The 26,110-nt window shown below is 67.1% G+C and carries 23 protein-coding genes and 2 pseudogenes; 8 read left to right on the forward strand and 17 right to left on the reverse strand.

All coding sequences use genetic code 11. The annotated features are described in order from the left end of the window. The first annotated feature begins 117 nt into the window (after window positions 1-117). From BGI51_RS19835 to BGI51_RS19850, 4 genes are read left to right on the forward strand one after another with little or no spacing between them, the layout of a single operon-like run. Window positions 118-969: a ubiquinol oxidase subunit II gene (locus tag BGI51_RS19835; protein ID WP_252977132.1), complete on the forward strand. Its 852-nt coding sequence runs from the start codon at window positions 118-120 to the stop codon at window positions 967-969. Further along, window positions 962-3,025, forward strand: a complete 2,064-nt coding sequence (locus tag BGI51_RS19840) for a cbb3-type cytochrome c oxidase subunit I (RefSeq protein WP_187979460.1) — start codon at window positions 962-964, stop codon at window positions 3,023-3,025. Before BGI51_RS19835 ends, BGI51_RS19840 begins: the two co-directional genes overlap by 8 nt. Next, the gene (locus BGI51_RS19845) at window positions 3,022-3,651 is read left to right on the forward strand and encodes a cytochrome c oxidase subunit 3 (protein ID WP_187979461.1); all 630 of its coding nucleotides are present in this window, start codon (window positions 3,022-3,024) and stop codon (window positions 3,649-3,651) included. Before BGI51_RS19840 ends, BGI51_RS19845 begins: the two co-directional genes overlap by 4 nt. Next, window positions 3,648-3,956 carry a cytochrome o ubiquinol oxidase subunit IV gene (locus tag BGI51_RS19850; RefSeq protein WP_064309514.1) on the forward strand — a complete coding sequence of 103 codons (309 nt, stop codon included), beginning with the start codon at window positions 3,648-3,650 and terminating at the stop codon, window positions 3,954-3,956. Before BGI51_RS19845 ends, BGI51_RS19850 begins: the two co-directional genes overlap by 4 nt. A gap of 45 nt (window positions 3,957-4,001) precedes the next feature. Here the strand turns inward: BGI51_RS19850 and BGI51_RS19855 are convergent. Together BGI51_RS19855 and BGI51_RS19860 are read right to left on the reverse strand one after the other, a co-directional pair. Continuing rightward, window positions 4,002-5,296, reverse strand: a pseudogene (locus BGI51_RS19855) (PQQ-dependent sugar dehydrogenase). Next, the gene (locus tag BGI51_RS19860; RefSeq protein WP_187979462.1) at window positions 5,293-5,721 is read right to left on the reverse strand and encodes a DUF2231 domain-containing protein; all 429 of its coding nucleotides are present in this window, start codon (window positions 5,719-5,721) and stop codon (window positions 5,293-5,295) included. Before BGI51_RS19860 ends, BGI51_RS19855 begins: the two are co-directional and overlap by 4 nt. 264 nt (window positions 5,722-5,985) lie before the next feature. Here BGI51_RS19860 and BGI51_RS19865 point away from each other — a divergent pair, with 264 nt between their 5' ends. After that, window positions 5,986-7,110: an MFS transporter gene (locus BGI51_RS19865; protein ID WP_187979463.1), complete on the forward strand. Its 1,125-nt coding sequence runs from the start codon at window positions 5,986-5,988 to the stop codon at window positions 7,108-7,110. Window positions 7,111-7,157: 47 nt separating this feature from the next. Here BGI51_RS19865 and BGI51_RS19870 read toward each other — a convergent pair whose 3' ends face one another. From BGI51_RS19870 to BGI51_RS19905, 8 genes are all read right to left on the reverse strand, one after another. After that, a complete protein-coding gene (locus BGI51_RS19870) occupies window positions 7,158-8,441 on the reverse strand; it encodes a M20/M25/M40 family metallo-hydrolase (RefSeq protein ID WP_252977133.1) in 1,284 nt (427 codons plus the stop codon). A 191-nt stretch (window positions 8,442-8,632) separates the two neighbouring features. Further along, a complete protein-coding gene (locus BGI51_RS19875) occupies window positions 8,633-10,714 on the reverse strand; it encodes a 3-hydroxyacyl-CoA dehydrogenase NAD-binding domain-containing protein (RefSeq protein ID WP_187979465.1) in 2,082 nt (693 codons plus the stop codon). An 18-nt stretch (window positions 10,715-10,732) separates the two neighbouring features. Further along, entirely contained in the window at window positions 10,733-11,983 is a 1,251-nt protein-coding gene (locus BGI51_RS19880) for an OprD family porin (protein ID WP_187979466.1), read from the reverse strand. Window positions 11,984-12,048: 65 nt separating this feature from the next. Next, window positions 12,049-13,047, reverse strand: a complete 999-nt coding sequence (locus BGI51_RS19885) for an ABC transporter substrate-binding protein (protein ID WP_187979467.1) — start codon at window positions 13,045-13,047, stop codon at window positions 12,049-12,051. A gap of 42 nt (window positions 13,048-13,089) precedes the next feature. Beyond that, window positions 13,090-13,857, reverse strand: coding sequence for an ABC transporter permease (locus BGI51_RS19890; protein ID WP_059315106.1), 768 nt, complete (start codon window positions 13,855-13,857; stop codon window positions 13,090-13,092). Between the two features lie 26 nt (window positions 13,858-13,883). Then, window positions 13,884-14,711 (reverse strand): ABC transporter ATP-binding protein, encoded by an 828-nt coding sequence (locus tag BGI51_RS19895; protein WP_187979468.1) that lies wholly within the window; start codon window positions 14,709-14,711, stop codon window positions 13,884-13,886. 217 nt (window positions 14,712-14,928) lie between these two features. After that, window positions 14,929-17,016, reverse strand: a complete 2,088-nt coding sequence (locus tag BGI51_RS19900; RefSeq protein ID WP_187979469.1) for an acetate--CoA ligase family protein — start codon at window positions 17,014-17,016, stop codon at window positions 14,929-14,931. Beyond that, entirely contained in the window at window positions 17,013-17,825 is an 813-nt protein-coding gene (locus BGI51_RS19905; RefSeq protein WP_187979470.1) for an enoyl-CoA hydratase/isomerase family protein, read from the reverse strand. The genes BGI51_RS19900 and BGI51_RS19905 overlap by 4 nt, the downstream gene beginning before the upstream one ends. 82 nt (window positions 17,826-17,907) lie before the next feature. Here BGI51_RS19905 and BGI51_RS19910 point away from each other — a divergent pair, with 82 nt between their 5' ends. Beyond that, window positions 17,908-18,750, forward strand: coding sequence for an IclR family transcriptional regulator (locus BGI51_RS19910; RefSeq protein ID WP_187979471.1), 843 nt, complete (start codon window positions 17,908-17,910; stop codon window positions 18,748-18,750). 144 nt (window positions 18,751-18,894) lie between these two features. Here the strand turns inward: BGI51_RS19910 and BGI51_RS19915 are convergent, their stop codons facing one another. After that, window positions 18,895-19,857: an aromatic alcohol reductase gene (locus BGI51_RS19915; protein WP_187979472.1), complete on the reverse strand. Its 963-nt coding sequence runs from the start codon at window positions 19,855-19,857 to the stop codon at window positions 18,895-18,897. Window positions 19,858-19,949: 92 nt separating this feature from the next. Here BGI51_RS19915 and BGI51_RS19920 point away from each other — a divergent pair, with 92 nt between their 5' ends. Both BGI51_RS19920 and BGI51_RS19925 read left to right on the forward strand, forming a co-directional pair. Further along, complete coding sequence (locus tag BGI51_RS19920) at window positions 19,950-20,417, forward strand: winged helix-turn-helix transcriptional regulator (RefSeq protein ID WP_187979473.1); 468 nt, start codon at window positions 19,950-19,952, stop codon at window positions 20,415-20,417. A 129-nt stretch (window positions 20,418-20,546) separates the two neighbouring features. Beyond that, window positions 20,547-21,170, forward strand: a complete 624-nt coding sequence (locus tag BGI51_RS19925) for a VOC family protein (protein ID WP_187979474.1) — start codon at window positions 20,547-20,549, stop codon at window positions 21,168-21,170. A gap of 34 nt (window positions 21,171-21,204) precedes the next feature. Here the strand turns inward: BGI51_RS19925 and BGI51_RS23605 are convergent, their stop codons facing one another. The 6 genes and pseudogenes from BGI51_RS23605 to BGI51_RS19945 all read right to left on the reverse strand — a co-directional run bounded on the left by BGI51_RS23605 (window position 21,205) and on the right by BGI51_RS19945 (window position 26,079). Then, complete coding sequence (locus tag BGI51_RS23605) at window positions 21,205-21,888, reverse strand: HD-GYP domain-containing protein (protein ID WP_356595473.1); 684 nt, start codon at window positions 21,886-21,888, stop codon at window positions 21,205-21,207. Next, window positions 21,801-22,430: a DUF3391 domain-containing protein gene (locus BGI51_RS23610; protein WP_252977135.1), complete on the reverse strand. Its 630-nt coding sequence runs from the start codon at window positions 22,428-22,430 to the stop codon at window positions 21,801-21,803. The genes BGI51_RS23605 and BGI51_RS23610 overlap by 88 nt, the downstream gene beginning before the upstream one ends. Window positions 22,431-22,613: 183 nt before the next feature. Then, complete coding sequence (locus tag BGI51_RS24175) at window positions 22,614-23,498, reverse strand: methyl-accepting chemotaxis protein (protein ID WP_431312633.1); 885 nt, start codon at window positions 23,496-23,498, stop codon at window positions 22,614-22,616. After that, window positions 23,472-24,242: pseudogene (locus tag BGI51_RS24180) on the reverse strand (MCP four helix bundle domain-containing protein); the annotation flags it as partial. The gene BGI51_RS24175 and the pseudogene BGI51_RS24180, both read right to left, overlap by 27 nt. Window positions 24,243-24,382: 140 nt before the next feature. Then, window positions 24,383-25,024 (reverse strand): response regulator transcription factor, encoded by a 642-nt coding sequence (locus BGI51_RS19940; protein WP_187979476.1) that lies wholly within the window; start codon window positions 25,022-25,024, stop codon window positions 24,383-24,385. Next, window positions 25,021-26,079, reverse strand: a complete 1,059-nt coding sequence (locus BGI51_RS19945; RefSeq protein WP_187979477.1) for a sensor histidine kinase — start codon at window positions 26,077-26,079, stop codon at window positions 25,021-25,023. The genes BGI51_RS19940 and BGI51_RS19945 overlap by 4 nt, the downstream gene beginning before the upstream one ends. Window positions 26,080-26,110 lie beyond the last annotated feature (31 nt).

A 26,110-nucleotide genomic window follows, 5' to 3' on the forward strand; every position in this document is an offset into this window, starting at 1 on the left:
AACAACTGGTTACGGTCAGGTCCGCTCATGTCCCTAGCGCGAATATCGCGTCCTTCTACTCCTCGTCCGGGGAGCACCTCGCGGCACCGCTCAGCCGTCCGGGCGCTGGCCGGCCTGGTGCTCGCCGCTTCGCTCACGGGCTGTTCGCCGCTGCAGCACGGCTTTCTCGCCCCGGCCGGTCTCGCCGCCAGCGGCGAACGCGACCTGCTGCTGTGGATCGTCGGCCTGGCGCTGGTGGTGGTGCTGCCGGTGATCCTGCTCACCCCGCTGATCGTCTGGCGCTATCGCCACGGCAACACGCGCGCCGCCTACCGGCCACGCTGGGAGTTTTCCTGGCTGCTGGACGTCTTCGCCTGGGGCGTACCGGCGCTGATCGTCGCGGTGCTGGCCTTCTTGGTCTGGACCCGCACCCACAGTCTGGACCCCTATCGCTCGCCGACGCCCGGCGAGGCGCCGCTGGAGGTCCAGGTGATCGGCCTGGACTGGAAGTGGCTGTTTCTCTATCCCGAACAGGGCATCGCCACGGTCAATGAGCTGGTCTTGCCGGCGGGGCGGCCGGTACAGCTCAGGCTCACCAGCGATACGGTGATGCAATCCCTGCTGCTGCCGCGCCTGGGCGGCCAGATCTACGCCATGGCCGGCATGCAGACCCAGCGCTATCTGCAGGTTCCGGCGCCCGGTCAGTTCGAGGGCCGCAATGCCCAGTACAGCGGCGAAGGTTTCCAGGACCAGCACTTCCCGATCCGGGTGCTGGCGGAGGCGGATTTCCAGGCCTGGACCCGACAGGTCGGTCAGGCCCGCGAAGCCCTGGACTGCGCCCATTACCAGGTGCTGGCCCGCCCCGGCACCCTGGAGCAGGCCGCCGAGTGGCGCCTGACCCAACCTGCCCTGTTCGCCTGGGTGCTGGCGCGCTATCGCCAGGACCCGGTACCCACCTGTGCCACCTTTACCGGAGCCGCCCATGACTGATTCCTCGGCCCTCTGGCACCTGCTGTTCGGCCGCCTGGGTTACGACGCCCTGCCCTTCTACAGCCTGATCGCCACCTGCGGCGCCAGCGTGGTGATCCTCGGCGCCCTCGCTACGGCCGGGGTGATCACCTGGCTCGGCAAATGGCGCTGTCTCTGGCAGGAGTGGTTCACCAGCCTGGACCACAAGCGCATCGGCATCATGTATGTGGTGCTGGCGCTGGTGATGTTCAGCCGCGGCGTAGTGGAAGGCGTGATGATGCGTACCCAGCAGGCACTGGCCATCGATGCGCCGGGCTACCTGCCGCCGGAACACTTCGGCCAGCTGTTCAGCACCCACGGCACCATCATGGTGTTCTTCGTCGCCATGCCCTTCCTCACCGGGCTGATCAATTTCGTCATGCCGCTGCAGATCGGCGCCCGCGACGTGCGCTTTCCCCTGCTCAACGCCATCAGCCTCTGGCTGACCGTGGCCGGTGCCGCCCTGGTGATGGTGTCCCTGGTGCTGGGGCGCTTTTCCACCGGTGGCTGGAGCGGCTACCCGCCCTATACCGGCATCGACTACCAGCCCGGCGTCGGCCCCGACTACTGGATCTGGGCGCTGACCCTGAGCTCCCTCGGCAGCACCCTCACCGGCCTCAACTTCGCGGTCACCCTCTACAAGGAAAGGGCGCCGGGGATGCGCCTGTTCCATATGTCGCTGTTCAGCTGGACGGCACTATGCACCAGCATCCTGATGATCTTCGCCATGCCGCCGCTGACCGTGGCTACCCTGCTGCTGGCCCTGGACCGCTACCTGGACTTCCACTTCTTCACCAATACCCAGGGCGGCAACCTGATGAACTACATCAACCTGTTCTGGCTGTTCGGCCACCCGGAGGTGTACATCCTGATCCTGCCGGCCTTCGGGGTGTTTTCCGAGGTCTTCGCCACCTTTTCCACCAAGCGGCTCTATGGCTACCACTCGCTGGTCTGGGCCACCCTGGTGATCGCCGTGCTGTCCTTTACCGTGTGGCTGCACCACTTCTTCACCATGGGCCAGAGCCCCAGGATCAACGCCGCCTTCGGCATCGCCACCATGCTCATCGGCATTCCCACCGGGGTGAAGATCTACGACTGGATGGCGACCATGTTCCGCGGTCGCATCCGCCTGACCACGCCGCTGATCTACGCGGTGATGTTCATCATGCTGTTCGTGATCGGCGGCCTCACCGGCATCACCCTGGCCACGCCGCCAGTGGACTACCAGGTGCACAACACCGTCTACCTGGTCGCCCACTTCCACAACATGCTGATCCCGGGAATGCTGTTCGGCATGCTGGCGGGCTACCACTTCTGGTTTCCCAAGGCCTTTGGCTTTCGCCTCGACGAGCGCTGGGGCCGCATCGCCGCGCTGAATTTCGGCCTGGGCTTCATCCTCGCCTTCATGCCCCTGTATGTGCTGGGCGTCTCTGGTCTGCCGCGACGCAGCCAGGCCATCCACAACCCCGATTTCGCTCCGCTGCTGTGGGTCGCCGAACTTGGCGCGGTGGTGCTGCTGGCCGCCCTGGGCAGCCTGGTGATTCAGCTGGTGGTGAGCATTCGGCGCCGCGACAGTGCGCGGGTGCCGGCGGGTGATCCCTGGAATGGCCGGACCCTCGAATGGGCGGTCGCCGCGCCGCCGCCGGAGTACAACTTCGCCGTGCCGCTGCCGATCAACGACCGCGACCCCTTCACCTGGCTCAAGGAACAGGGCCTGGCCTACGACCGGCCGCGGACCTATGCCGATCTGGTGCTTCCCAGGAACAGCGCTGTACCGGCCATCGTCGGTGTGGCGGGCTTCGCCTGTGCCTTCGGCCTGGTCTGGCACATCGGCTGGATGGCCGTACTGGGGCTGCTGGCGGCCTGGGGCGCGGTGATCGCCCGCAGCTTCCAGCGCGATACCGAGCGACTGATCTCGGCGGCGGACGTTCGGCGCGAGCATGAGGCCTGGCTGGATGAGGTCGCCGCGACCCGCCCCGTCACGCGCGACGAGGAAACCGGGCCGGGCAATCGTGGCCTGGCGGAGATGGGGCCATGAGTTCGCGTGATATGAACCACGCCGGCCTAAACGTCGGTCACACCGATCACGCAACCCACGCCGAGGCCGAATACTCGCTATTCGGCTTCTGGATCTTCCTGATGAGCGACGCCCTGGTGTTCGCGCTGCTGTTCGCCATCTATGCGACGCTGCAGCACGCCACCGCCGGGGGACCGGTGGCCCGGGACGTCTTCGAGATCGGCAGTGTCACCGTCCAGACCCTGGTGCTGCTGGCCAGCAGCTTCACCTACGGCCTGGCGTCGCTGGCGATGAAGTACCACGAGGGTCGCCTGCGGCCCCTGGTGACCTGGCTGCTGGTGACGCTGGCCCTGGGGCTGGTGTTCCTCGGCCTGGAGGTGCACGACTTCCTCGGCATGGCGGACAAGGGCGCCCTGCCCCAGCGCAGCGCCTTTCTCTCGGCCTTCTTCGCCCTGGTGGGCATGCACGGGGTGCACGTCGCCAGTGGTTGCCTGTGGCTGGTGGTGATGCTGGTGCAGCTCAGGGTGTTCGGCCTGGATACGCCGGTGAAGACCCGGCTGATGCGTCTGGGGCTGTTCTGGCATTTTCTCGATATCGTCTGGGTCGCCATCCTGTCGGTGGTCTACCTGCAGGGGCTGTTGCCATGAAGCGTGACGACTATCGCCGCGAACTGGCGAGCTATGTGATCGGCCTGGTGCTGGCGGTGACGCTGAGCCTGATCCCCATCGGCCTGGTGCTGTTCCCGACCTGGCCGCGCGGGACCACCCTGGGTGTCATCTTCGGCCTGGGCCTGCTGCAGATCCTGGTGCACCTGCGCTGCTTTCTGCATATCAGCCTGGGTCGCTCGCACCGCCACGACCTCTATCTGCTGCTGTTCACCAGCCTGATCCTGGTGCTGATGGTGGTGGGTAGTTTGATCGTGCTGGGTGATCTGCACCACCGCATGGGTTGATACCGGTCGCCGTCCCGAAAGACGGCAACCGGATCGTCACCCACCTTACTGGGTGCGCGTCACCCGCCAGACGGTATTGGCCAGGTCGTCGGCGATGATCACGCCGCCACGTTGGTCCACCGCCACCCCGACCGGTCGGCCGCGGGTCTTGCCATCGTCGCCAAAGAATCCGGTGGCGAAGTCGATGGGCTCGCCGGCCGGACGGCCCTGCTGGAAGGGCACGAAGACCACGCGGTAGCCCACCGGCTTGTCACGGTTCCAACTGCCGTGTTCGCCGACGAAGACGCCGTTGGTGAACTGACCGCCCACCGCCGCGGTGGCAAAGGTCACGCCCAGGGCGGCGACGTGAGAACCCAGGCTGTAGTCAGGCTTGATGGCCGCGGCCACCTTGGCCGGATTCTGCGGCTGGGCGCGGGTGTCGACGTTCTGCCCCAGTAGCTGTAGGGCCAGCCGTAGAAGCCGCCCTCGCGGATGGAGGTCAGGTAGTCCGGCACCAGGTCCGGGCCGATCTCGTCGCGCTCGTTGGCCACCGCCCACAGCTGGCCGCTGTCGGGCTGGATGGCCAGGGCGGTGGGATTGCGCACCCCGGTGGCATAGCTCTTGTGCGCGCCGCTCTGGGCATCGATCTGCCAGATCACCGCGCGGTCCACCTCGACATCCATGCCGCGCTCGCCGACGTTGCTGTTGGAGCCGATGCCCACATAGAGGTAGCGACCATCGGCGCTTGCGGCGAGGGACTTGGTCCAGTGGTGATTGATCGCCGCCGGCAAATCGACCAGCTTGTCCGGCGCGCCGCTGGCCTGGGTCTGGCCGTCCTGGTAGGGAAAGCTGACCAGGGCGTCCTGGTTGGCCACGTAGATCCGGCCATTGGCGAAGGCCAGGCCATAGGGCGCGTTGAGATTCTCGGCGAACACGGTCTTGAGTTCGTATTTGCCATCGCCGTCGGCATCGCGCAGCAGGGTCAGGCGATTGCCACCCTTCACCTGGGTGTTGCCCTGGGCCTTGATGTAGCCGGCGATGACGTCCTTGGGCTTCAGCTTGGGCGCGTTGCCGCCACGGCCCTCGGCCACCAGGATGTCGCCATTGGGCAGCACCAGCATCTGCCGCGGAATGCGCAGGTCAGTGGCGATGGCGGTGATGGTGTAGCCCTGGGGCACGGTGGGCGTGCGATCGCCCCAGGGGGCCGGCTCGGCGATCTTCATGCTCGGCAGGAGGCCGCGCTGGGGTTCGGGCAGCTTGGGATCGGGTCCGCGCGCCTGGGTGTCGGCACCGCCTTCGTTGCCGCAGGCGGCCAGCAGCACGGCCACACCAAGGACGCTCAAGGCTCTTGGAGTGCTCATCGAACCACCTCCGAACGCAGATTGGAGAGCGCGATCCAGGCGGCCACCAGGCTTAGCACCGAAACCACCACCGAGAGGATCAGCCCGGCAGGCATCACCGCCCAGGCGTCCTTGGCGTGTTCGAAGGCATTGACCAGCCCCAGCCCCCAGGCCAGCAGCAGCAGGAGGAAATAGGCCGCCGGCCGGCGACCGCGGAAGCGCGCGCCGAACAGATTGCCGAGGGCGAACAGCAGGGCCAGCCCGGACAGCAACAGTGCGCCGGCGATCAGCCAGGCGGCAAAGTTGGCCCACTGGATCTGCATCGTCTGGTAGTAGGCGATATCGCTGAGCAGGCCGCCGATGAACAGCGGGACGGAGCCGGCCAGCAGCAGCGCGTGCAGCGGGCCGGGCCGGACAGGGTGGTAATGGTGGGCAGCTACGGTCACTGACGACTCCTTTTCTAGACGGGACGTGGCAGGGCCGGGCAGCCACTGCGCAACGCAAGACGCACTGAAAAGGATTGCGCGCGCCCGGGGTTAGTTCAGCCGCTTCGCCTGGCGGACACCTCTTGCAAAAGAAGAGATAATGACAGTCTCGTTGCAGCCACGGCCTCTGCCAGGCGCCTGTCCGGCAATGCCGCCCGTGCAACCCGCTGTCCAGCTGCCGACCGAAGGGCTGGACGTCACCTCGTCCACAGGAATCTTTCGCGCATGACCTCTTCCCGGTCCATCGACCAGGCCTCCCGGCGCGCGGCCATCGTCCTCGCCTGCTGCCTGCCCAGCGACGTGCTGCTCTACCTCGTCCTGCCCATGTACGCCCCGGTCTTCGGCATCACCCTGATCGAAGCCGGCATCCTGCTGGCCGCCAACCGGGTGATCCGCATCGTCGGCTATCGCTATGTAGTGCAGCTCTATGCCCGCTGCGGGGATCGGCGCAGCCTGGTGGTGGCCGCCGCGGTGGCCGCGCTCTGCGCCCTGGGCAACGCCAACCTCTCGGGTTTCTGGGCGCTACTGGGGCTACGCCTGGCCTGGGGCCTGAGTTTCGCCACCTTCAACCTGTCCACCCAGGTGCTGGCCACCGCCGACCCGGCCGGCGCCGCCCGGCGCACCGGCACCTCCCGGGCGCTGATCGCCATCGGCCCCATGCTCGCCCTGTCCGCGGGTGCCTGGCTCACCCTGCAATACGGGCCGCGCGCGGTGCTGCTGCTGAGCAGCGGCCTCTGCCTGATCGGGCTGCTGCTGGCCCTGGGGCTGCCGCGCGTCGGTCACGAATTGCCGGCGCCCGGGCGGCGCCTGCGCTGGCCGGATCGCATCGTCACCTGGTCCTTCATCGAGGGCGTGACCCTGGACGGCCTGTTCATCTTTGGCCTGTCGGCCTTTTCCCAGGCGGTACTGGGCGGCGACGCGGTGCTGGTGGCCGGGCTGCTGATGGCGCTGCGCTATGTGTCCGACATGCTGCTCAGCCCGCTCGGCGGTCGAGCGGCGGATCGCTATGGCGCGGCGCCCATGCTGGTGGTCTGCTCGACGCTGACCGCGCTGTTCCTGATCGCCTTCGGCTTCCACTGGCTGATCCTCGGCGCCGGCGGAGTACTGATCCTGCGCGCCCTGCAGATCCCCCTGGTGGTGACCCTGGTCGCCACCCGCCATCCCGGCCAGGCCCGGCTGCCGGCGCTGGCCTCCAACGCCATGTGGCGCGACGTGGGTGCCAGCGTGGGGCCGCTGCTGGCGGGCGTGCTCATCCCCCTGGTGCCTTCGACCCTGCTGTATCCGCTGTCCGGCCTGGCCATCCTGATCAGCTCCCTGGCCTGCCTGAAATTGAAACCGGCTTCCGAGTAGCTATCCGTACCCTGGCGTCCGTTGCGGACGCCAGGATCTGCCTGCCGCTACTTGCCGTGGGCCTGCAGCACCGGCTCGCTGACGCCCTTGACGCCGACCAGGGTCAGGCTGGTCAGCAGCACGTTCTGCGGTCCCTGGTAGGCATCCACCGGCTTGTACCACTCCGCCAGCGAGTGGGCACTGCCGCCCTCCCCGCCGCCGCTGATGGTCATGGCCGGCACGCCCAGGGACATGGCGGTGTTGGAGTCGGTGCTGCCACCGCTCAAGGTGACCTTGGCGCCGTTGGTCACGGCGGCGATGGAGCGCTGCGCCGTCTGTACCATGGGCGAATCCTCCGCCGTGCCACCGGCCGGACGATCACCGATCAGCTTGATGTCGACCGAGATCTGATCGGTGTCCCAGCGCTTGTTCTCCTCCTTCACCGCGTCCTGCACCAGGGCCAGGATCTCCTTCTCTTCCGCCAGCAGCGCGGCCTCCTCGTTGGATCTCATGTCCAGGGTCAGGCGCGCTTCGCCGGCGATGGCGTTGACCGAGGTGCCGCCCTGCACCGTGCCCACGGTAAAGGTGGTCTTGGGCTCCTTGGGCGGACGCACCTCGGCGATCTTGGCGATGGCACGACCCATGGCGTGGATGGCGCTGGGTCGACCGAATTCGGCGAAGCTGTGGCCACCCGGGCCCTTGAAGGTCATCTCGTAGCGGTGGCTGCCGGTGCCGCGATTGACGATCCGCCGCACGTCGATGCCGTCCACCGAGATGAAGCCATCAATGCCCTGGCGATCCTTGAACAGGGCCTTCACCCCGCGCAGGTTGCCCAGCTCCTCCTCGCCCACGGTGCCGACGAACACCAGATCACCCACCGTCTCGATGCCGCTCTTGTTCAGGGCGTCGATCACCGACAGCAGCGCCGCCAGGCCCCGGGCGTCATCGCCGATACCGGGGCCGTAGGTCTTGCCGTCCTTTTCCTTGAGGGTCAGGTCAGTGCCCTCGGGGAACACCGTATCCAGGTGCGCCGAGACCACCAGCTGCGGACCCTGGCCACTGCCCTTGCGGGTGGCGATCACATAGCCTTCCGGGGCGATGCTGGCGTCCTTCAGGCCCAGCTCCTGGAAACGCTTGAGGTAATACTCGGCGCGCACCTTTTCCTTGAACGGCGGCGAGGGAATCTGGGCGATGTGCTTCTGTTCCGTGAAGGTGCGACCATCATCGGCGCGCAGCGCGTCCAGCGCCTTGGTGACCCGGGCATCGCCCTGCACCGAGGACAGGGCGCCCTCGACGGTGGATGCCGCAGCCAGGGGTAGCGACAGGGTGGCGGTCGCCGCCGTAATAATCATTGCGGAAAAGCGATTGGCCAAAGCCGAACGAGCAAAAGACATCTGACACTCCCATTGCCTAAATTGGTATTCCGATCGGGCGCAATCGTCTGACGAATACACCCTTGCCTGACCCTAGGGGTGCGCGAACGAAAGGTCAAAGAACGGGGCGCTATCGGATATGTAGCGTCGCTCAGGGTGCTGCTTTCGACTCATAGGTCCAGAAATGTCCGGCCTTCGGCCGCCAGCTGCCTGAGCCGCGGCGAGATTCGCGTCCCGCGCTCGGCCAGGGCGGCGGACCAGCCTTCCAGGGTGGTGACGATCCGCTCCAGCCCACACTCGTCGGCGTGGTACAGCAGCCCGCCGCGATAGCGCGGAAAGCCGTAGCCGTGCAGCCAGACCAGATCGATGTCCACTGCTTGCTCGACGATGCCCTCCTCCAGCAGCCAGGCCGCCTCGTTGATCATCACGAACAGGCAGCGTTCGAGGATCTCCGTATCACTGTAGCTGCGTGGGGTGACGCCCCGGCGCTCACGGTGGGCAGCGAGCAGCTCGGCGACCAGGGGATCCGCCTGGCCCCGGCGCTGACCCGGTTCATAGCGGTAGTAGCCGGCGCCGGACTTCTGGCCAAGACGACCGCGGGCGTGCAGCTGCTCGATCAGGTCGCAGGCCCGCTCGGCAGGGCTGAGGGATTCACCCCGCCCCTGGCGATTGCGCCAGGCGATGTCGATCCCGGCCAGGTCACGCAGCTCGAAGGGACCCATGGGAAAGCCGAATTCACGCAGCACCCGGTCGACCTGTTCGGGGGCGGCGCCCTCTTCCACCAGCAGGGTCGCCTCGCGTTCGCGTACCGCCAGCAGGCGATTGCCGACGAAGCCATGGCAGTTGCCCACCGCCACCGTGGTCTTGCCCAGGCGCTCGCCCAGTTGCAGGGCACTGGCCAGGACGGCGGGCGCGACCGCGCGGGTCCGAACCACCTCCAGGAGCTTCATCACCTGGGCCGGGCTGAAGAAGTGCATGCCGATCACCGCCTCCCGTCGGCCGGTCACCCCGGCGATGGCATCGATATCGAGATAGGAGGTGTTGGTGGCCAGGATGGCGCCGGGCTTGGCCAGGCGATCGAGCTGACGAAAGACTTCCTGCTTGACCGCCAGATCCTCGAACACCGCCTCGATGATCAGATCGGCGTCGGCTACCGCGTCCAGCGTCGTTTCACAGCGGATCAGGGCGGCGCGCGCGTTGGCCTGATCCGCCGTCAGGCGGCCCTTGGCCAGGGCCCCGGAGAAATAGCTGTCGATAGTGGCGCGGCCCCGTTCCAAGGCCTGCGGCTGGGTATCGATCAGGACGGTGGCCAAGCCGGCGTTGGCCAGGCAGAGGGCGATACCGCTGCCCATCAGCCCCGCGCCGATCACCGCCACCTGCCGCAACGCTACGGGAGGCGCCGCCTTGGCCAGGGCGCGATTACGACCCGCCAGGGCGCGCTCGGCGAAGAACACCTGGCGCAGGGCCCGGGCCTGGGCGGACTCGCGCCGGGCAACGAACAGCTCACGCTCGCGCTGCAGGGCGGCGGACAGCGGCAGCTGCCAGGCACCGCGCAAGGCGTCCAGCGCCAGCACCGGTGCCTCCTGTCCCGGCAACTTGCGCAGCAGCCCGCGGGCCTGGGCCTCGAAGGCGTCGGGGTCGAACGGGGGTACCGTCTGGACCGCCGTCGGCCGTGGCGACAAGGAGGGATGATCACGCAAAAAGCCCTGGGCCAGGGCCAGAGGTTCATCCTCGCCCAGACCATCGATCAGCCCCGCGCCAAGCGCCGCGCTGGCATCCAGGCGCCTGCCGCCCACGATCATGTCCAGCGCCAGGGGCGCGCCAACCAGGCGCGGCAGGCGCTGGGTGCCGCCCGCGCCCGGGATCAAGCCCAGGCTGACTTCCGGCAAGGCGAAGGTGGCAGCGGTCGCCGCGACCCGGTAATGACAGGCCAATGCCAGCTCCAGCCCACCGCCCAATACCGTGCCATGCAGCGCGGCGATCACCGGCTTCGGCGAGGCTTCGAGGGCCGCCAGCACCTCCGGCAGATGGGGCTCCTGCAGCGGCAGGTCGAATTCGCGGAGGTCGGCGCCGGCGACGAAGGTCCGCCCGGCGCAGGTGATCACCAGGGTCTGGATCCCGTCATCGGCCAGGGCCTCCTGCAGCCGTGCCAGGAGCCCCGCACGCACCGCGCGGGACAGGGCATTGACCGGTGGATGGTCCAGGGTGATGACGCCCAGGGCGTCGATCCGTTGCAGGGTTACGGTGGTCATATGAGGTCTCCCGAAGGGTCAGAGCAGCGACAGCGGATAGCTGGCGATGACGCGGACGTCATTGGCGTCCCGCGAGAAATCGGAACGGTAGGTGGCGCTGCGCAGGCGCAGGTTCAGGCCCTTGAGCGAGCCGCCCTGCAGCACGTATTGCAGCTCCACATCCAGTTCCCGTTCGGCGCCGGACGCGCCGCCGCGCAGTTCGGCCTGGCTGCCGCGTACGAAGCGCGTCATGAAGTTCAGGCCGGGGATACCCAGCTGGCCGAGGTCGTAGTCGTAGCGCGCCTGCCAGGAGCGCTCATTGGTCTCGGCGAAATCGCCCACCTGGACGAAGTTGACCAGATAGGGGTCGGTGCCATTGACGTAGGGAAAGGCCGTCGAGCCCGACATCTTCTGATAGCCCAGGCCCAGGGAGTGGCCGGCGCGCTTGTAGGTACCCAGGGCGCTGAAGGCGCGGTTGTCGATGCGTCCGCCGCGGGCGCTGCCCTCGTCGTCGCTGTCGAACAGCCGCACCTCGGTGAGGAAGGCGCCCCAGTCGCCCTTGCGGCGGTCGGTCAGACCGAGAAAGCGCTGGCGATAGACATCTTCCAGCACGGCGTACTGGGCGCTCACATCGGTGGTGGTGCCGAAGCGGTAGAGGGCGCCGACGACATTGAAATCGCCCCCCTCAAGGGAGCCGCTGAAACGGCGATTCTTGTTGTTCAGCGAAAGGCCGTCGGCTCCGGAGCTGTCGCGATAGACCGTGCGCTGGATGTTGGCGCCGGTCAGGGTCAGACCCTTGATCTCCCTGAATTCGAACTGGCTTCCCTCGAAGGTCTGGGGCAGCAGGCGGCCATTGTTGGTGACCAGGGTCGGCCAGCGCGGTAGCAGGGTGCCGATCCGCAACTCACTCTTGGAGAGACGCGCCTTGAAGGTCGCCCCGGCCTTGGCGTACTCGCCGGGCGCGCGGCCCTCGTCGTCTACCGGCAGCAGACCGGTGCCAGTGCGGCCACGGCCCGAATCGAGCTTCAACCCCAACAGGCCCAGGGCGTCCAGGCCGAAGCCAAGGGTGCCCTGGGTAAAGCCGGATTCGTACTTGAGGATGAAGCCCTGGCCCCACTCCTCGCGCTTGGACTGGCCGCTGCCGTCGCGAAAGTCGCGATTCATGTAGAAGTTGCGCAGCTCCAGGGTGGCCTTGCTGTCTTCGAGGAAGCCGTCGGCATAGGTGAGGGGCGACAGCAGGGCAATACCCAGCCCTGCCGCCAGGATCGGCTTGTCATGATGCCTGTGCATAGGAGGTCTCTACCGAACCCTAGCCGCCCGCGGCGTACCAGGGGGGATGGAAGGAAGCGTGCGGTTCAGCGCACCTGCGTCAGGTAGTCGGCGGCGGTACCGGGGATCTGGGTGTTCTGGATCTGACCCAGGAAGGTAATGGCGCGCTGGACGTCCTCATCGGTGAGATAGGGCGTCGCGGGGAAGGACTTGCGGTTGTTCTTCCAGGCGGCGGCATAGACCTGGTCGTTGACGCCCTCGAAGCGGGTACGTACGGCCTTGGCGGCCTCGTCCGGATGCTGGCTGATCAGCTGGGTGGCGTCGTTGAGCGCGGCAAGAAAGGCCTTGACCGTGTCCGGATGCTCCTGCGACCACTCGCGGCGAGCGCTCAGGGCGATGGAAGGATAGCCGTCCAGGGCCTTTACCTGGCCCTCGGACATGTCCAGCAGGGTGAAGCCCTTCTGCTCGATCACCGCGCTGTCCGACGCTGGCGACGACAGCGCGAAGCCGTCGATGCGGCCCTGGGCGAAGGCGGCCAGCATGGCGCCGCCATTGTTCAGGTACAGCAGGGTGAAATCCTTCTCCGACTGCAGCTTGGCTTCCTGGCCGAGGAAGCGCACCAGGAAGTCGGCGCTGCCGCCAGTACCGCTGACCGCCAGGCGCAGCCCCTTGAAGGCGGCCAGGCGCTGCTCGACGGTGGAGTTGGCGTTCAGCCCCAGGCGGTCGGCCACCTCCTGGCGGATCACCACGTTGCTCGCATACTGGCCGACCATGCGCCCCAGCAGGGTCACGTCGGCGCCCTTCACCTTGGCGTTGATGGCGTTCTGGATGGCGCAGGAACAGAACTCCACCGAGCGGCTGACCAGCCCGGAGGCGGCGGCGCCGCCACCCTTGAACTTGACCAGGCTGACGTCCAGCCCGTGCTTCTTGAACAGCCCGGCATCCAGCGCCACGAACAGCGGCATGTGCACGAAACCTTCGGTACCTATGGCCACCTTGACCGCTTCATCGGCCTGCACGGCGGGGGTGGCGGTAAGCAGCGCGGCGCTCAGGCCGAGGGCGGAAAACAGACGCTTGAACGACATGGCAAAAACCTCTCTTCTTCTTGTAATGGGTAGTGGGGGCGATCAGATCGAGAGTTCGCGGGCGTCCTGTTCCTTCTTCCAGGGCATCAGCGCGGTTTCCAGCTTGCGCACCGCTGCCTGCAGCAGCAGCGCCAGGAAGATGATCGCCAGCAGCGCGGCGAAGACCCCGGCGGTGTCCAGCTGGCCGGCGGCGTCCTGCAGCAGGTAGCCCAGGCCACGGTTGGCCGCCATGATCTCGCCGACGATGGCGCCGATCAGCGCATAGGGCACCGACAGCTTGAGCCCGGTGAACACCCACTGGATGGCCGAGGGCAGCACCACCTTGCCGATCAGGTGATGTTCCTTGGCACCCATCAGCCGCAGGATCTCCAACTGCTCGCGCTCCACGGCGCGCACGCCGCTGTAGGTGTTGAGGAACACCAGGAAGAACACGATGGTGGCGGTCAGGATGATCTTCATCTCGATGCCGATGCCGAACCACATGATGAACAGCGGCGCCAGGGCCACCTTGGGCAGGCTGTAGATGGAGATCAGGATGGGGTCGAGCAGCTTGGCCAGGGTCTCGTTGCGGCCCAGCAGCAGGCCGACGCTGATCCCGGCGCAGGCGCCGCAGAAAAAGCCGGCCAGTGTCTCGACGACGGTGATCCAGCCGTGGGCGAACAGCCGCCCGCTGGAGACCAGCTCGACGAAGCGGCCGCCGATCTCGCTGGGCGAGCTGACGAAGAAGGGATCCACCAGCGGTCCCGAGGCGAACTGCCAGGACAGCAGGATGACGGCGAAGATGGCGACGCGGCCGAGAAAGATGTTCATAGCAGGATTCTCCAGGGGTGGGCCGCTCAGGCGTCTTGGCTCGGGGTGATGAATTCCCAGAGATCACCGCAGAGCTGGTGATAACGCGGGTCCTTGCGCAGCTGCAGGATGTTGCGCTCGTCGCCCAGGGGGATGGGCACGTCGCGGACGATGGTGCCGGGGCGACCGGAGAAGATCAGGCAGCGATCGCCGAGGGCCACCGCCTCGTCCAGGTCGTGAGTGACGAACAGCACGGTCTTCTTCAGCTGGCGACTGAGCTTGAACAGCTCGGTCTGCATGCGCATGCGCAGCTGGGCATCGAGCGCCGCGAAGGGCTCGTCCATCAGCAGGGTCTCGGGATCGTAGGCCAGCAGCCGGGCCAGGGCGGCACGCTTGCGCATGCCCCCGGAGAGCTGACTGGGATAGGCCTTCTCGTGCCCTTCCAGACCGACCAGGGCCAGCAGCTCGCGGATGCGTGCCTGGCGTTCGGCCTTGCCCACCCCGCGGATCTCCAGGGGCACGGCGATGTTGCCGACCACGTCGCGCCAGGGCAGCAGGTGATCGCTCTGGGTCATGTAGCCGGTACGACCGTTGATGCCCTTGACCGGCTGGCCGCTGTAGAGCACCTGGCCTTCGGTGGGGGCGAACAACCCGGCCACCATGTTGAGCAGGGTCGACTTGCCGCAACCGGAAGGACCGACGATGGTCACCACCTGGCCCTGTTGAATGTCGACGTTGATGCTGTGGGAAGCCTGTTTCGCCACGCCCTTGACGGTAAAGGCCTTGGCGACGTTGCGAAAGGAAATCACGGTGGGCGCCGTGGCGATGCTGCCGATCGGCTCGCGAGGGCTGGCGTTCTTCAGTACGGCGGACATGGCGTTACTCCCGGTTCGAGGACGTGGCGTCGGGTTCAGGACTCATGAACGACGCGACGGCGTCTGACGGTAGGGATGCACACCAAGGGCGGTTGATCTGGAAGCTGTTCATAGTGACCTACTTATTGTTATGAGCCAGAAATGAAGCGTTCTTGGATTATGCAAGGGTGAACCTGAGCGGCAATGGCGCTGTTCCACCCTGTGGAACAGCACCGCTTCAGCTCAGCACGGTGAGACCATCGAGGGCGACCACGCCCTGCCCTTGCGGCCTGACCAGCAGCGGATTGATCTCGGCCTCCTGCAGGCGCTCGCCCAAGCGCAGGGCCATGTCGGAGAACGCCACGATGCAGTGCGCCGCCGCCTCGACGTCGGCCCTGGGTCGGCCGCGATAGCCGTCCAGCAAGGGATAGGTACGCAATTCGGCGAGCATTTCCCGGGCATCCTCCAGGGTCACCGGCAGCAGGCGCAGCGTGGTGTCCTGGAACAGTTCGGCGGTCACGCCACCCATGCCTAGCAGCAGCGCCGGGCCCAGTTGCGGATCACGGGTGAAGCCGAGGATCAGCTCCTCGCCGCCGCTGACCATTTCCTGCACCAGGAAGGCCTCGGGATCGAAGCCGACCTGGGTGGTCACCTCGTCGCGCATCCGCTCCAGACGTGCACCGATCCCCTCGGGTCGCTGCCGCAGGGCCACGCCGCCCACCTCGCTCTTGTGCGGGATGCGCGCCGAGAGCACCTTGAGTACCACCTCGCCGCCCAGTTCGCGGGCCGCCGCCTCGGCCTGACGCGCATCGCCCACTACCCGCTCGCGGGTCACCGGAATGCCGAAGGTCTCGTAGAGCTGCTTGCTGCGCGCCTCGTCCAGCGGGCCGGGTTGCAGGTCCGCCAGAGCCACCGACTCGGCCGAGGGAGCGGCGCCGAGCTGCCCCGGGCGCTGCCTTGCATAGCTGCCTTGCAAGGCCAGCGCCTTGAGCGCTCCGGCACAACTTTCGGGAGCGCTGAAGGCCACCCCGCCCGAACCGTTGATGCGCTGCGCCGCCGCCGGCGCATGGGGGCTGATATAGGCCAGCACCGGCTTAGTCGAATGGGCCAGGCTGTCGCGGATGGCATCCGCCATCAGGTGCGGCTGGGCCACCCCGGAGGAACCCACCACGCTGATCACCGCGTCATAGTCGGGGCTGTCCAGCAGGATGCTGATGGCGCCACGCATCACCTCCGGTTGCAGACCCGCCAGGGTCAGGTCGATGGGATTGCGGTCGAGCACCGCCTGGTCGCCGACGTCCAGGGCGCGCAGTCGCGCCGCCGTCTCCGCGCCGGGCGGCGGGGTCTGGAAGCCGTTGACGCCCAGGTTGTCGGCGATCAGGGTACCGGCGCCACCGGTGGAGGTCAGGATGGCTACCCGGGTGCCCTGCATGACCCGGCCACTGGCCAGGGCGAAGGGAATGTCCAGCAGGTCGGCGAAGGTCTCGGCGCGGATCACCCCGAGCTGGCGGAAATAGGCCGAATAGAGATCGTCCGAGCCAGCCAGGGCGCCGGTATGGGAGGCCGCGGCGCTGGCGCCGGCTTCCGAGCGGCCGACCTTGAACACCACCACCGGCTTGCCGGCGGCGCGGGCCCGGCCCACGGCGCGGGTGAACCTGGCGGTGTCGCGCAGCCCTTCGAGGTAGAGGGCGATCACCGCGGTGGCCGGATCGCCGGCCAGATGGTCGACGAAGTCGGCGACGTCCAGATCCACCTCGTTGCTGGTGGAGATCAGCTTGGAAAAGCCGATGCCGGCCGCCACGCCGCGAGAGAGCAAGGCACCGAGGATGCCGCCGCTCTGGGAGACCAGGGCCACCCTGCCCGGCAGCAGGGCGTCCATGTCCAGGGCGCCACTGGCGGACAGGGTGATGCGCTCGCTGACGTTGACCAGGCCGATGGTATTGGGGCCGAGGATACGCATGCCGCCGCGCGCGGCCTGGAGTTCCGCCTGGCGGCGGATGCCGCTCTCCCCGGTTTCGCCATAGCCGCCGGCCAGCACGATGGCCGCCGCACAGCCCAGCGCCGCCAGTTCGGCCACCGCCTGATTGGCACGTTCGGCACCCAGCAGGATGACAGCCACGTCCGGCACCTCGGGCAACTCGGCGATAGAGGGATAGCAGCGCAGGCCGTCGATCTCCTCGTAGCGCGGATTGACCGGATAGAGGCGTCCCTGGAAGCCATGCTTGCGCAGGAAGGCGATGGGCCGGCCGGAGGTCTTGCGGGCGTCGCCCGAGGCGCCGATGACGGCGACGCTGGCCGGACTGAGCAGACGGTCGAGGGCGCTCATCGTTGGCCACCATTGCTCTTGCGCTCCAGGAAGGCGGCGACCGACTCCTGGTGTTCGCTTGAGGTGTAGCAGATGCCCTGGGCCTGGCTGCCCATGGCCGAGATCTGGCCCTGGGTCAGTTCGAAGGTATTGTTGAGGATCGACTTGCTCAGCCCCAGCGCCGTGGCGGAACCGGCGGACAGTTGCAGCGCCCAGTCCTGGGCCGCTGGCAGCAGAGCATCGTGGGGCACCACCCGGTCGATCATGTTGATGCGCTCGGCTTCGCCCGGCGCGACGGTGCGACCGGTGAAGATCAGCTCCTTGGCCCGGCTCAGGCCGACCCGCCGTGGCAGGAAGTAGAGGCCACCACCGTCGGGGATGAGGCCGCGGGCGATGTAGCTCATGGCGAAGGACGCCTGCTCGGACGCGATGATGAAGTCGCAGCTCAGCGCCATGTCGCAGCCCAGCCCGGTGGCGGCGCCGTTGACCGCGGCGATGGTCGGCTTGGGCAGGTTGTGCAGCAGCGAAACGGCATGGTGAACCCGTTGCTGGCGCTTCCAGCCGTTGAAGGCCACCGAACCGGCCGGCGCACTCATGCGCGCCTGCATGCCCTTGATGTCGCCGCCGGCGCAAAAGCCCTTGCCGGTACCGGTCAGGATCAGCGCCTTGATCGCGCTGTCGGCGGCGATGCACTCCAGGTGCTCGATCAGCAGGGTGCGCATGTCGTCGCTGATGGCATTGCGCGCTTCGGGGCGGTTGAGCGTCAGGGTGGCGATGCCCTGGGTCACCGTCAGCTCGATGGGGGTCGAGGATTCGGGAGCTGTCGTCATGGGAGGCCTCTCTTATTCTTGGGTTGATTGGCTGCCCGGATCTGCGCCAGGCTTGAAATCAATCTGCGCGAGGAGACCTGTCATGACAACGCAGCCATTCCACCAGGTGGAACACGCCGTCGCCGAGCCGCACGCCGCCGACATGCCTGGCCAGGGCAAGGCACCGGCCAACCGCTCGCTGGAGCGTGGCCTGGATGTCCTGCGCGCCTTTCGTCCGGGCACCGAATACCTCACCAATGGCGACCTCAGCGACCTCCTCGGCCTGGCCAAGTCCACCGTCAGCCGCCTGACCCAGACCCTGGTGCGTACCGGCTTTCTGGACTACGACGGCGGCCGCAGCGCCTATCGCCTGGCGCCGACCTTTCTCGGCCTGGCCCATGCCATGCACCAGGGCAGCAGCCTCCTGCAGGCCGCCTCGCCGCTGATGATCAAGGTGGCGCGGGAGCACCAGGTCAACGTCAGTCTGGCGGCGGCGGACCGCGACGAGATGATCTACCTGGAGTCGATTCGCCTGAGTCAACGCAAGACCCCGCGCAACGTCCTGGTCGGCCAGCGCCTGCCGATGGACATCACCTCCCTGGGCCGCGCCTGCCTCGCCGGCCTGGGCGAAGCCCAGCGCGAAACGCTGATCGCCACCTTCTGCGCCCGCCGCTGCGAGGCACGCCGGGCGCCACTGGAACAGGAGATCCGCGCCGCCCTTGCCAGCGTCCGCAGCAAGGGCTACTGCCTGGCTGCCTGGCAACCCGAAGTGGTCGCCATCGCCGCCCCCCTCGGCCTCCCCGGCTATCGCACCCATGCCCTCAACATCAGCCTGGCCACCCCGCTGTCGGAGGCGGAGATCGAGGAGCGCTATGCCGGGGTGCTGCTGGAATTGGCCAGGGAGATCAGGGCGGCGTGTGGGAGTGATCCTGGCGGACTGACGTGATGTCTCGGGGCAACATCTCCGCCCGAGAGGCCATCCTTCCGCTCCGTGGTGTCACTCCTGCCTATTACTGAAGACTGGTTGAGCCCGGTAGTACAGCGGGGGCACCGCCCTACCTGACCGGGCTACGTCCCGGCCCGGCCAGGTTCACTCGGCACGCCCGGCCTCGCCCAGGTGCTCCAGCGCCCACTGCTCTGCGCTGGTCACCGCGAAACCGTGCCGGGCATTGAAGGTGGTTTCCATCGGCCAGGCGACGCCGCGGCCCTGGGCGAAGACGGCACGGTACTTCTTGATGTGCTTGGCATCCTCGTCGGACTCCTGCTCCATGGCGTCCACCAGGTAGGGAACCGACCAGACATTGGTTTTGAAGGGACGCTTCAATACCCGCTCCAGCAGCTCGGCCAGCTCGCCATAGGCCAGGGTATCACCCGCGAGATAGACGATTTCATTGCAGAAACGTGGCTCGAAGAAGACGATCTCGGCGGTCAGCCTGCCGATGTCGTCAGGGGTGGTCAGGGTCACGCAGGTATCCAGGCTGCCCAGTGCATTCACGGTAGCCGTTACGAGGTCGACCACCCCGAACACGGGTTCGAACAGGAAGCTGGTGAACATCCCGGTGGAGATGATCACCCACTCGGTCTGGCGCTGGGCGCGCAGCAATTCCCGCACCTCGAGTTGCGCATCGAACAGGTCCTGGGGACTGCCCCGACCGATGACGTCGTAGTCCACCCCGAATTGCCAGGGAAAGTAGCGTTTCACGCCGGAGGCGAGTGCTGCACGCGCCAGTTTCATGGGGGTTTCCCGTCCTGCCACCATGCCGGCACAACCGACGACGGTATCGAATTGGGCGAAGACCGCCGCCAGCTGCTCGATGGAATCCCTGACCAGGTCGGCAGCAACCAGCTCGACGCCGAGCGCGCGCAGCTCGTCTATCTCCCTTTTCTTGCCAGGCTCCTGGCTGTCGAGCGTGGCCTGGCGCAGCAGCACGCTGATCCGCGAGCCCGGCTTTTGCCCGGAGAGCCGGGCGAGATTGCGCAGCACCGGCAGACCGAGTTCGCCGGCGCCGAGTACGAGAATGGATTGGGTAGCGGTAGGGAATTGGGCAGTCATCATGCCTCCAGACGTCAGGTGTAAGATGAGCGAATGCTGGCAGACGCCAGCGGCGCTCAGAAGAAGGCACACGCGTGATACCAGGGGACGAGATGACCGATCTGGAGATCCTCCGACAGTCCGAAGCCATCTGCCAGACGCTCAGGCGGGACGAAGACGGCGTACGCCGGGAGGTGCTGACCCATGCGGGCAGTCGCTGGTCCCTGGGGGTCCTGCATGCGCTTGGGGTCTATGGCGTCATGCGGCATGCCGAGCTGGCGCGGCAACTCTCGGGCATCACCCAGCGGATGCTGACCAAGACCCTGCGCGCCCTCGAACGTGACGGCCTGCTGCTGCGCCACGACTTCGACGAAGTCCCGCCCCGGGTCGAATACGAATTGACGCCGCTGGGCCTGAGTCTGCTGATCCGGATGACGCCCATCTGGACCTGGGTCATCGAGAATGTCGAAGACTTCCGCGCCGCGCGCCGTGCCTTCGATGAGCGAGTTCACGAGAAGCCGGCGTGGCAATCGCCAAGGCCCATGCCGGACGAGCCAATTGACGAAGACCCACGGCCCTGAATGGAACCGCCAGGGCAGCCACTGCGTTCCGCGGTGGCTGCCATCGTGACCCAGGCCTGGCCGGTGAACGCCAAACGGACCCTGCCGCCCCTTTCGTGCTCGCACCTCACCCACTCAGGAGTCGCACCCATGAGACGTTCCAGCCTGGATCATCTGGTCATCGTGGCCCCGACCCTCGCCGCGGGCGCTCTGCATGTCGAGCAGCGCCTGGGCGTGGCGCTGCAGCCCGGCGGCAAACACGCGCGCATGGGCACCCACAACCTCCTGCTGCGTCTGGGTGACTGCTACCTGGAAGTCATAGCCCCGGACCCGGATGCTCCACCGCCGACCAGACCTCGCTGGTTCGGGCTGGATGAGCTGGGCCCCGATGCCGAGCCCCGCCTGGCGCACTGGGTGGCCAGGACCCGGGGATTGGCTGAGGCGGATGCGCGCCTCACGCAGACCTTCGGCCGCATCGAGTCGATGAGCCGCGGCACGCTGGCCTGGCAGATATCGATCCACGCCGATGGACAGCTGCGGCTGGGTGGTGTCCTGCCCAGCCTGATCGACTGGGGCGATGCCCGGCACCCCGCGTCAGGGCTGATCGACCAGGGCTGCTGCTTGCAGCGTCTGGAACTCAGGCATCCCGATGCCGCAGTGCTCGGGCAGCAGCTGGAGGCGATCGGTTTTTCCGGGCCCGTCGCGGTGATGCCTGGCGAGAGACCCGACCTGCTGGCCTATCTGGAGACGCCAACGGGTCTGAAGACCCTCTGATGGCCAACCGCTGGCGGCCGACCCGCACGCCCACTCAGCCCGGCACCACCAGCCCCTTGGCGCGGTAGGCGTCGATATCGATGCCATAGGCACCCGAGGGTTTTACCGCGCGGACGCTGATGAGGCGCCCCTGCTCATCGAGCGGATTGCGCGCCAGGTCGAGTACCTGCTCCGGTCGCGGCTGCTTGCTGGTGTCCAGCACGATCAGCACCCGCGGCTTCAATTTGCTGCCGGCGTCGAAGCCGATGATGATGCCCACCTCACCGGTGCTCAGCTCGACGATCTCGCCCGGCGGATAGACGCCGATCAGCTGGATGAAGGCCAGGACGACGACTTCGTCGAATTGCGTGCCCCGCGCTTCGAAGAGGACGCGCAAGGCTTCCAGGCTGGAACGGCCCTCGCTGTAGGGGCGATCGCTGGTGATGGCGTCGTAGGCATCCACCACGGCGATGATCTTGGCCTTGAAGGGGATGCGCTGCGCTGGCAACTGGCGGGGGTAGCCCTTGCCATCCATGCGTTCGTGGTGGGTATGGGCGACGTCGACGGCGGCGGGCGGCACCTCGCTGTTGGCCATCAGCAACTGATAGCCGTAGGTGGTATGGGCCTGCATGATGCGGAATTCTTCCTCGGTCAGGCGGCCTGGCTTGTTGAGGATCTCGTCGGGCACCTTGATCTTGCCGACGTCGTGCAGCATGCCGCACACCCCGAGTTCTTCCAGTTCGAGGGCAGCATGCCCAGCGCCTTGCCCAGGGCGATGGCATAGAGCGAGACGCGCAGGCAGTGTTCCGCGGTGTAGTGGTCACGCTGCTTGATGCGCGCCAGCCAGAGGCTGGCCGCGGGATGCTTGAGCACGCTCTCGACGCACTCGCCGACCGCCCGCCGGACTTCGCTGACGTTGAGTTCCTTGCCGAATTTGACGGCGTCGAGCATCCGCATCGATACGGCTCGGGCCTCGCGCCACACCGGTTCGGTGGTCTTGACCTCACCCCGGTAGTCGATGGCATAGGTCTTGGCCTGAGCGCTGGCCGCCAGGTTGGCGGACAGGTTAGCCGATAGCGGCGTCACGGCAGGACTCTGGCGCCGGTCCACCCAGACGAACTCGCAGGTGTCCTGCAGGGTGCGGAGATCCTGCACGCTCTGGATGGGGAATCCCTGGAACAGGAAGGGCGTGCCTTCCCAGGGCCGATCCAGTTCGCAGACGTACATGCCCAGCTGCAACTGGGACACGGGCACTCTGATGCTGTATTGGGGCAGCGCCATGGCTTCTCGGCAAGCACGTCGGTGGGCGGGATTTAATAGGTATTACAATAACCATTGATACCAAAATGCCATCATCCAGGGAAGCATCCAGCCTGCCCGCGCCGATGAGCTGGCAAAAAACAGTGGTCAGAGGTAACTATCTGTAACTTCGGGGCGCGCGATACCAGACGGCGCGCCCTCCCCTCACGCCAGCTTGAAGCGTCGCACCAGCGTCTGCAGTTCGCCGGCCAGTTCCGACAGTTGCTCGCTGGCACCCACGGTTTCGCGGTTGCCGTCGCTGGTCTGCACCGACAGATCGCGAATGCTGATGAGGTTGCGGTCCACCTCGCGAGAGACGTGGGCCTGCTCTTCGGAGGCGGTGGCGATCTGCAGGTTGCGCTCGTCGATCAGGCGCACGGCCTGGAGGATGTCGCTCAGCGCCGCCCCGGCTTCCTGGGCCACCGCATAGGTGGCCTGGGCCTGGGTGGAGCTGAGCTGCATGGAATCCACGGCTTCGGCCGAGCCCTTCTGGATCGCCTGGATCATCTGCTCGATCTCGCGGGTCGAGGTCTGGGTACGATGCGCCAGGGCGCGGACCTCGTCGGCGACCACGGCGAAACCGCGACCCTGTTCGCCCGCCCGGGCGGCCTCGATGGCCGCGTTGAGCGCCAGCAGATTGGTCTGCTCGGCGATGGCGCCGATCACGCTGAGCACCTGGCTGATGTCCTGGGCCTGTCCGGCCAGGCCTTCGACCTGCACCGAGGTGGACTGCACCTGCTGGGTGAGGCGCTGCATGGCATCGAGGGCCTGGCCAACCTTGGCATTACCGCTTTCCGCGGCGGCGCTGGAGTCCCGCGCGGCCTGGGAGGTGGACGAGGCGTTGCGGGCCACCTCTTCCACCGCGGCGCTCATCTCGGTGACCGCGGTAGCGGCCTGGTCGATCTCGGCGTTCTGACTCGCCAGGGCACGGCTGGCCTGGTCGGTGACGGCGTGCATGGTGCGCGCGGTGTCGCTCAGGCGGCTGGAAGAACTGGATATGCCATGCAGGGTGTCCTTGAGGTTGTCCTGCATCTGCGCCAGGGCGCGCATCAGCCCGGCGGCTTCGTCCTTGCCGGTGGGATCGATCTTGCCGGTCAGCTCGCCCTGGGCGATGGCATTGGCCACGGCCAGGGAAGCGCCGATCGGCTGGGCCAGGCTACGGGTCAGCCGCCAGGCCAGCAGCAGGGTGACCAGCACCGCCAGCAGCATGATGCCGACCACGATCCTGACACTCTGGTCATAGATACCCGTCGCCGCTTCCCCGGCATGGCGGGCGCCTTCGCCGTTGAATTCGCGCAGCCGGGTCAGTTGCTCCTGATAGCCTTCGGCGCGCTGGCGCTGCTCGCCATTGGCCAGTTTGAGCGCTTCGGCGCGATCGCTGGCGGCCAGGGTCACCACCCGATCCAGTCCGTCCAGATAGCCTTTCATCTGCAGGGCGGCCTGGTCGAAGTTGCTGCGTTCCTCGGCGGTGGAAATCAGGTGGTCGCGGTAATAGGCCGTCCGGGCGTTCATCAGATCGCGATTCACCTGGATCTGCCGGGTGGCGAGGGCCATGGCCGCGCTGTCCTCGCTGGCCAGCAGCCGGATGCTTTCGAGGCGGGTGTGCAGCAGCGCGACCTGAATGTCATCGGTGGTCTGGACGCTCGCCAGCCATTCGGCTTCCATCGCCTGCTCGGTGGCGCGCAGGGCCTTGAGCTGGACCAGGGCGAAGGCGCCGAGCAGCATCACGAACAGGGTGACCGCACCGAAGCAGAGGGTGGCGCGGGGGGCGATGCGTAGCTGACGAAGATTCAAGACGGGCTCCTTGGATCGGCGGAAGGCGATCCTCTAAAGCCCGTATCGACTGACTAATGCCTTTCTTTAGCGCGTCAGCGATTGGCGCGACAAGAAAGCTGCGGAGGCTGTCCAGCGGCTGCATGGCGCGTCGCAATGACCTAGCCGCGTGACGCCTCCAGCCGCTCCACCATCTTGACCAGTTCCGCCAGGGAGCCGGCCTGCAGCTTGCGCATGAGGGCCGCGCGGCGCACCTTCACGGTGATCTCGCTGACCCCCAGCTGGGCGGCGATCTGCTTGTTGAGCAGGCCGGTCACCACCCGCGCCAGCACCGCCCGTTCGCCGTCGTTGAGAGTGTCGAGGCGGGTCTGCAGGGCCTGCAACTGCCGGCGCTGGGCATGGGCGTCCTGCGCCTTGCGCAGCGCCTGGTCGATGGCATCGAGCAGGTCCTGGTCACGAAACGGCTTGGTGAGGAACTCTAGAGCGCCCTGTTTCATCGCCCGGACCGACATGGGGATGTCGCCATGGCCGGTGATGAAGATGATCGGCAGGGCCAGGCCACGCCGCTGCAATTCCTGCTGCAGATCCAGGCCGTTCATGCCGGGCATGCGCACGTCCAGCACCAGGCAGCCCGGTTCGTCCAGCCGCGCCCGGTGGAGAAAATCGGCGGCCGAGACATAGCTGCGGGTGCTGAGCCCCACGGACGCCAGCAGGTCTTCCACGGCGGCGCGCACCGAGGCGTCGTCGTCCACCAGGTGGACCCGCGCGGACTGGGTCTGGTCGGTCAGGCTTTGAGAGGTCATGGTTGTGGATCCTTGGGCAGGCTGCAGTAGACCCCAGTGCCGCCTTCCGGCAGCGAGGTGGCCCAGATCCGCCCGCCATGGGCTTCGACGATGGAGCGACTGAGCGCCAGTCCCAGGCCCATGCCCTGCGCCTTGGTGGTGTAGAAGGCCTCGAACATCTGCTCGCGCGCCATCGGCGTCAAGCCGCGACCGCTGTCTTCCACGCCCAGGCGGATGGCGCCGGCGGTGTCCTGCCCCACCTGGATGACCACCCGCCGCTGCTCGGGCGGCATCCCTTCGAGGGCGTCCAGGGCGTTGAGCAGCAGATTGAGAATGACCTGCTGCAGCTGGCTTTCATCGGCCAGCAGCGGCGGCAGGCCCTCCTGCAGGCGAACCTCCACGGCGACCTGACGCTGGTTCAATTCGGCGCGGACGAAATCCAGCACCTGCTCGACGGTATCGGCGACGTTGAGCCAATCCTTGGCCACCTGCGCCTGGCGCACCAGGCTGCGCACCCGGGCGATCACCGCGCTGGCACGGTGAGCGTCGTCGATGACCCGCTGCGCCGCCTGCACGGCGCGCTCCACCTGCGGCGGCTGATTGCTCAGCCAGCGCTGGCAGGCGTTGCCGCTGGCGGCGATGGCGGTGAGCGGCTGGTTCACCTCATGGGCGATGGATGCGGCCAGTTCACCCAGCTGGCTCAGGCGCCCGGCCTGGGCCAGGCGTGTCCGGGCCGCGTCGGCGGCGCGCTTGGCGGCCTCCAGGCGCAGGGACAGGGCGGCGACCGCGACGATGGCCAGGAGGCTGATGATGCAGTTGACCAGCCCGGCCTCCTGATCCCCGCTCCGGGTAGCGACATAACTGCAGAGCACCAGCAGCGTGCAGCCCAGCGCGGTGATCGTGACCCCGCGCGCCGACAGAAAGCCGGCCGCCAGGAGCACCACCACCACCTGGAAGACGCCGATGGCGATCTCCCGGTCGGTGAAGGTGTCCAGCAGGGCGATGCCCAGCGCCAGGGCGCAGAGGCCGCCTAGCCGCAGCCAGTGGGTGGTGGTGGCGAAGGGTCGTCGATCCATGGCCAGTCTCTCGTTCGTGGTCGCGTGGACG

This window comes from Pseudomonas oryzihabitans (assembly GCF_014522265.1).
Classification (GTDB): Bacteria; Pseudomonadota; Gammaproteobacteria; order Pseudomonadales; family Pseudomonadaceae; genus Chryseomonas; species Chryseomonas aestiva.

Coding starts and splice junctions, on each gene's coding strand:
- BGI51_RS19840 (WP_187979460.1), top strand. CDS start 962: ATGACTGATTCCTCGGCCCTCTGGCACCTGCTGTTCGGCCGCCTGGGT.
- BGI51_RS19845 (WP_187979461.1), top strand. CDS start 3,022: ATGAGTTCGCGTGATATGAACCACGCCGGCCTAAACGTCGGTCACACC.
- BGI51_RS19850 (WP_064309514.1), top strand. CDS start 3,648: ATGAAGCGTGACGACTATCGCCGCGAACTGGCGAGCTATGTGATCGGC.
- BGI51_RS19865 (WP_187979463.1), top strand. CDS start 5,986: ATGACCTCTTCCCGGTCCATCGACCAGGCCTCCCGGCGCGCGGCCATC.
- BGI51_RS19870 (WP_252977133.1), bottom strand. CDS start 8,441: ATGATTATTACGGCGGCGACCGCCACCCTGTCGCTACCCCTGGCTGCG.
- BGI51_RS19875 (WP_187979465.1), bottom strand. CDS start 10,714: ATGACCACCGTAACCCTGCAACGGATCGACGCCCTGGGCGTCATCACC.
- BGI51_RS19880 (WP_187979466.1), bottom strand. CDS start 11,983: ATGCACAGGCATCATGACAAGCCGATCCTGGCGGCAGGGCTGGGTATT.
- BGI51_RS19885 (WP_187979467.1), bottom strand. CDS start 13,047: ATGTCGTTCAAGCGTCTGTTTTCCGCCCTCGGCCTGAGCGCCGCGCTG.
- BGI51_RS19890 (WP_059315106.1), bottom strand. CDS start 13,857: ATGAACATCTTTCTCGGCCGCGTCGCCATCTTCGCCGTCATCCTGCTG.
- BGI51_RS19895 (WP_187979468.1), bottom strand. CDS start 14,711: ATGTCCGCCGTACTGAAGAACGCCAGCCCTCGCGAGCCGATCGGCAGC.
- BGI51_RS19900 (WP_187979469.1), bottom strand. CDS start 17,016: ATGAGCGCCCTCGACCGTCTGCTCAGTCCGGCCAGCGTCGCCGTCATC.
- BGI51_RS19905 (WP_187979470.1), bottom strand. CDS start 17,825: ATGACGACAGCTCCCGAATCCTCGACCCCCATCGAGCTGACGGTGACC.
- BGI51_RS19910 (WP_187979471.1), top strand. CDS start 17,908: ATGACAACGCAGCCATTCCACCAGGTGGAACACGCCGTCGCCGAGCCG.
- BGI51_RS19915 (WP_187979472.1), bottom strand. CDS start 19,857: ATGACTGCCCAATTCCCTACCGCTACCCAATCCATTCTCGTACTCGGC.
- BGI51_RS19920 (WP_187979473.1), top strand. CDS start 19,950: ATGACCGATCTGGAGATCCTCCGACAGTCCGAAGCCATCTGCCAGACG.
- BGI51_RS19925 (WP_187979474.1), top strand. CDS start 20,547: ATGAGACGTTCCAGCCTGGATCATCTGGTCATCGTGGCCCCGACCCTC.
- BGI51_RS23610 (WP_252977135.1), bottom strand. CDS start 22,430: ATGGCGCTGCCCCAATACAGCATCAGAGTGCCCGTGTCCCAGTTGCAG.
- BGI51_RS24175 (WP_431312633.1), bottom strand. CDS start 23,498: ATGCGCGCCCTGGCGCAGATGCAGGACAACCTCAAGGACACCCTGCAT.
- BGI51_RS19940 (WP_187979476.1), bottom strand. CDS start 25,024: ATGACCTCTCAAAGCCTGACCGACCAGACCCAGTCCGCGCGGGTCCAC.
- BGI51_RS19945 (WP_187979477.1), bottom strand. CDS start 26,079: ATGGATCGACGACCCTTCGCCACCACCACCCACTGGCTGCGGCTAGGC.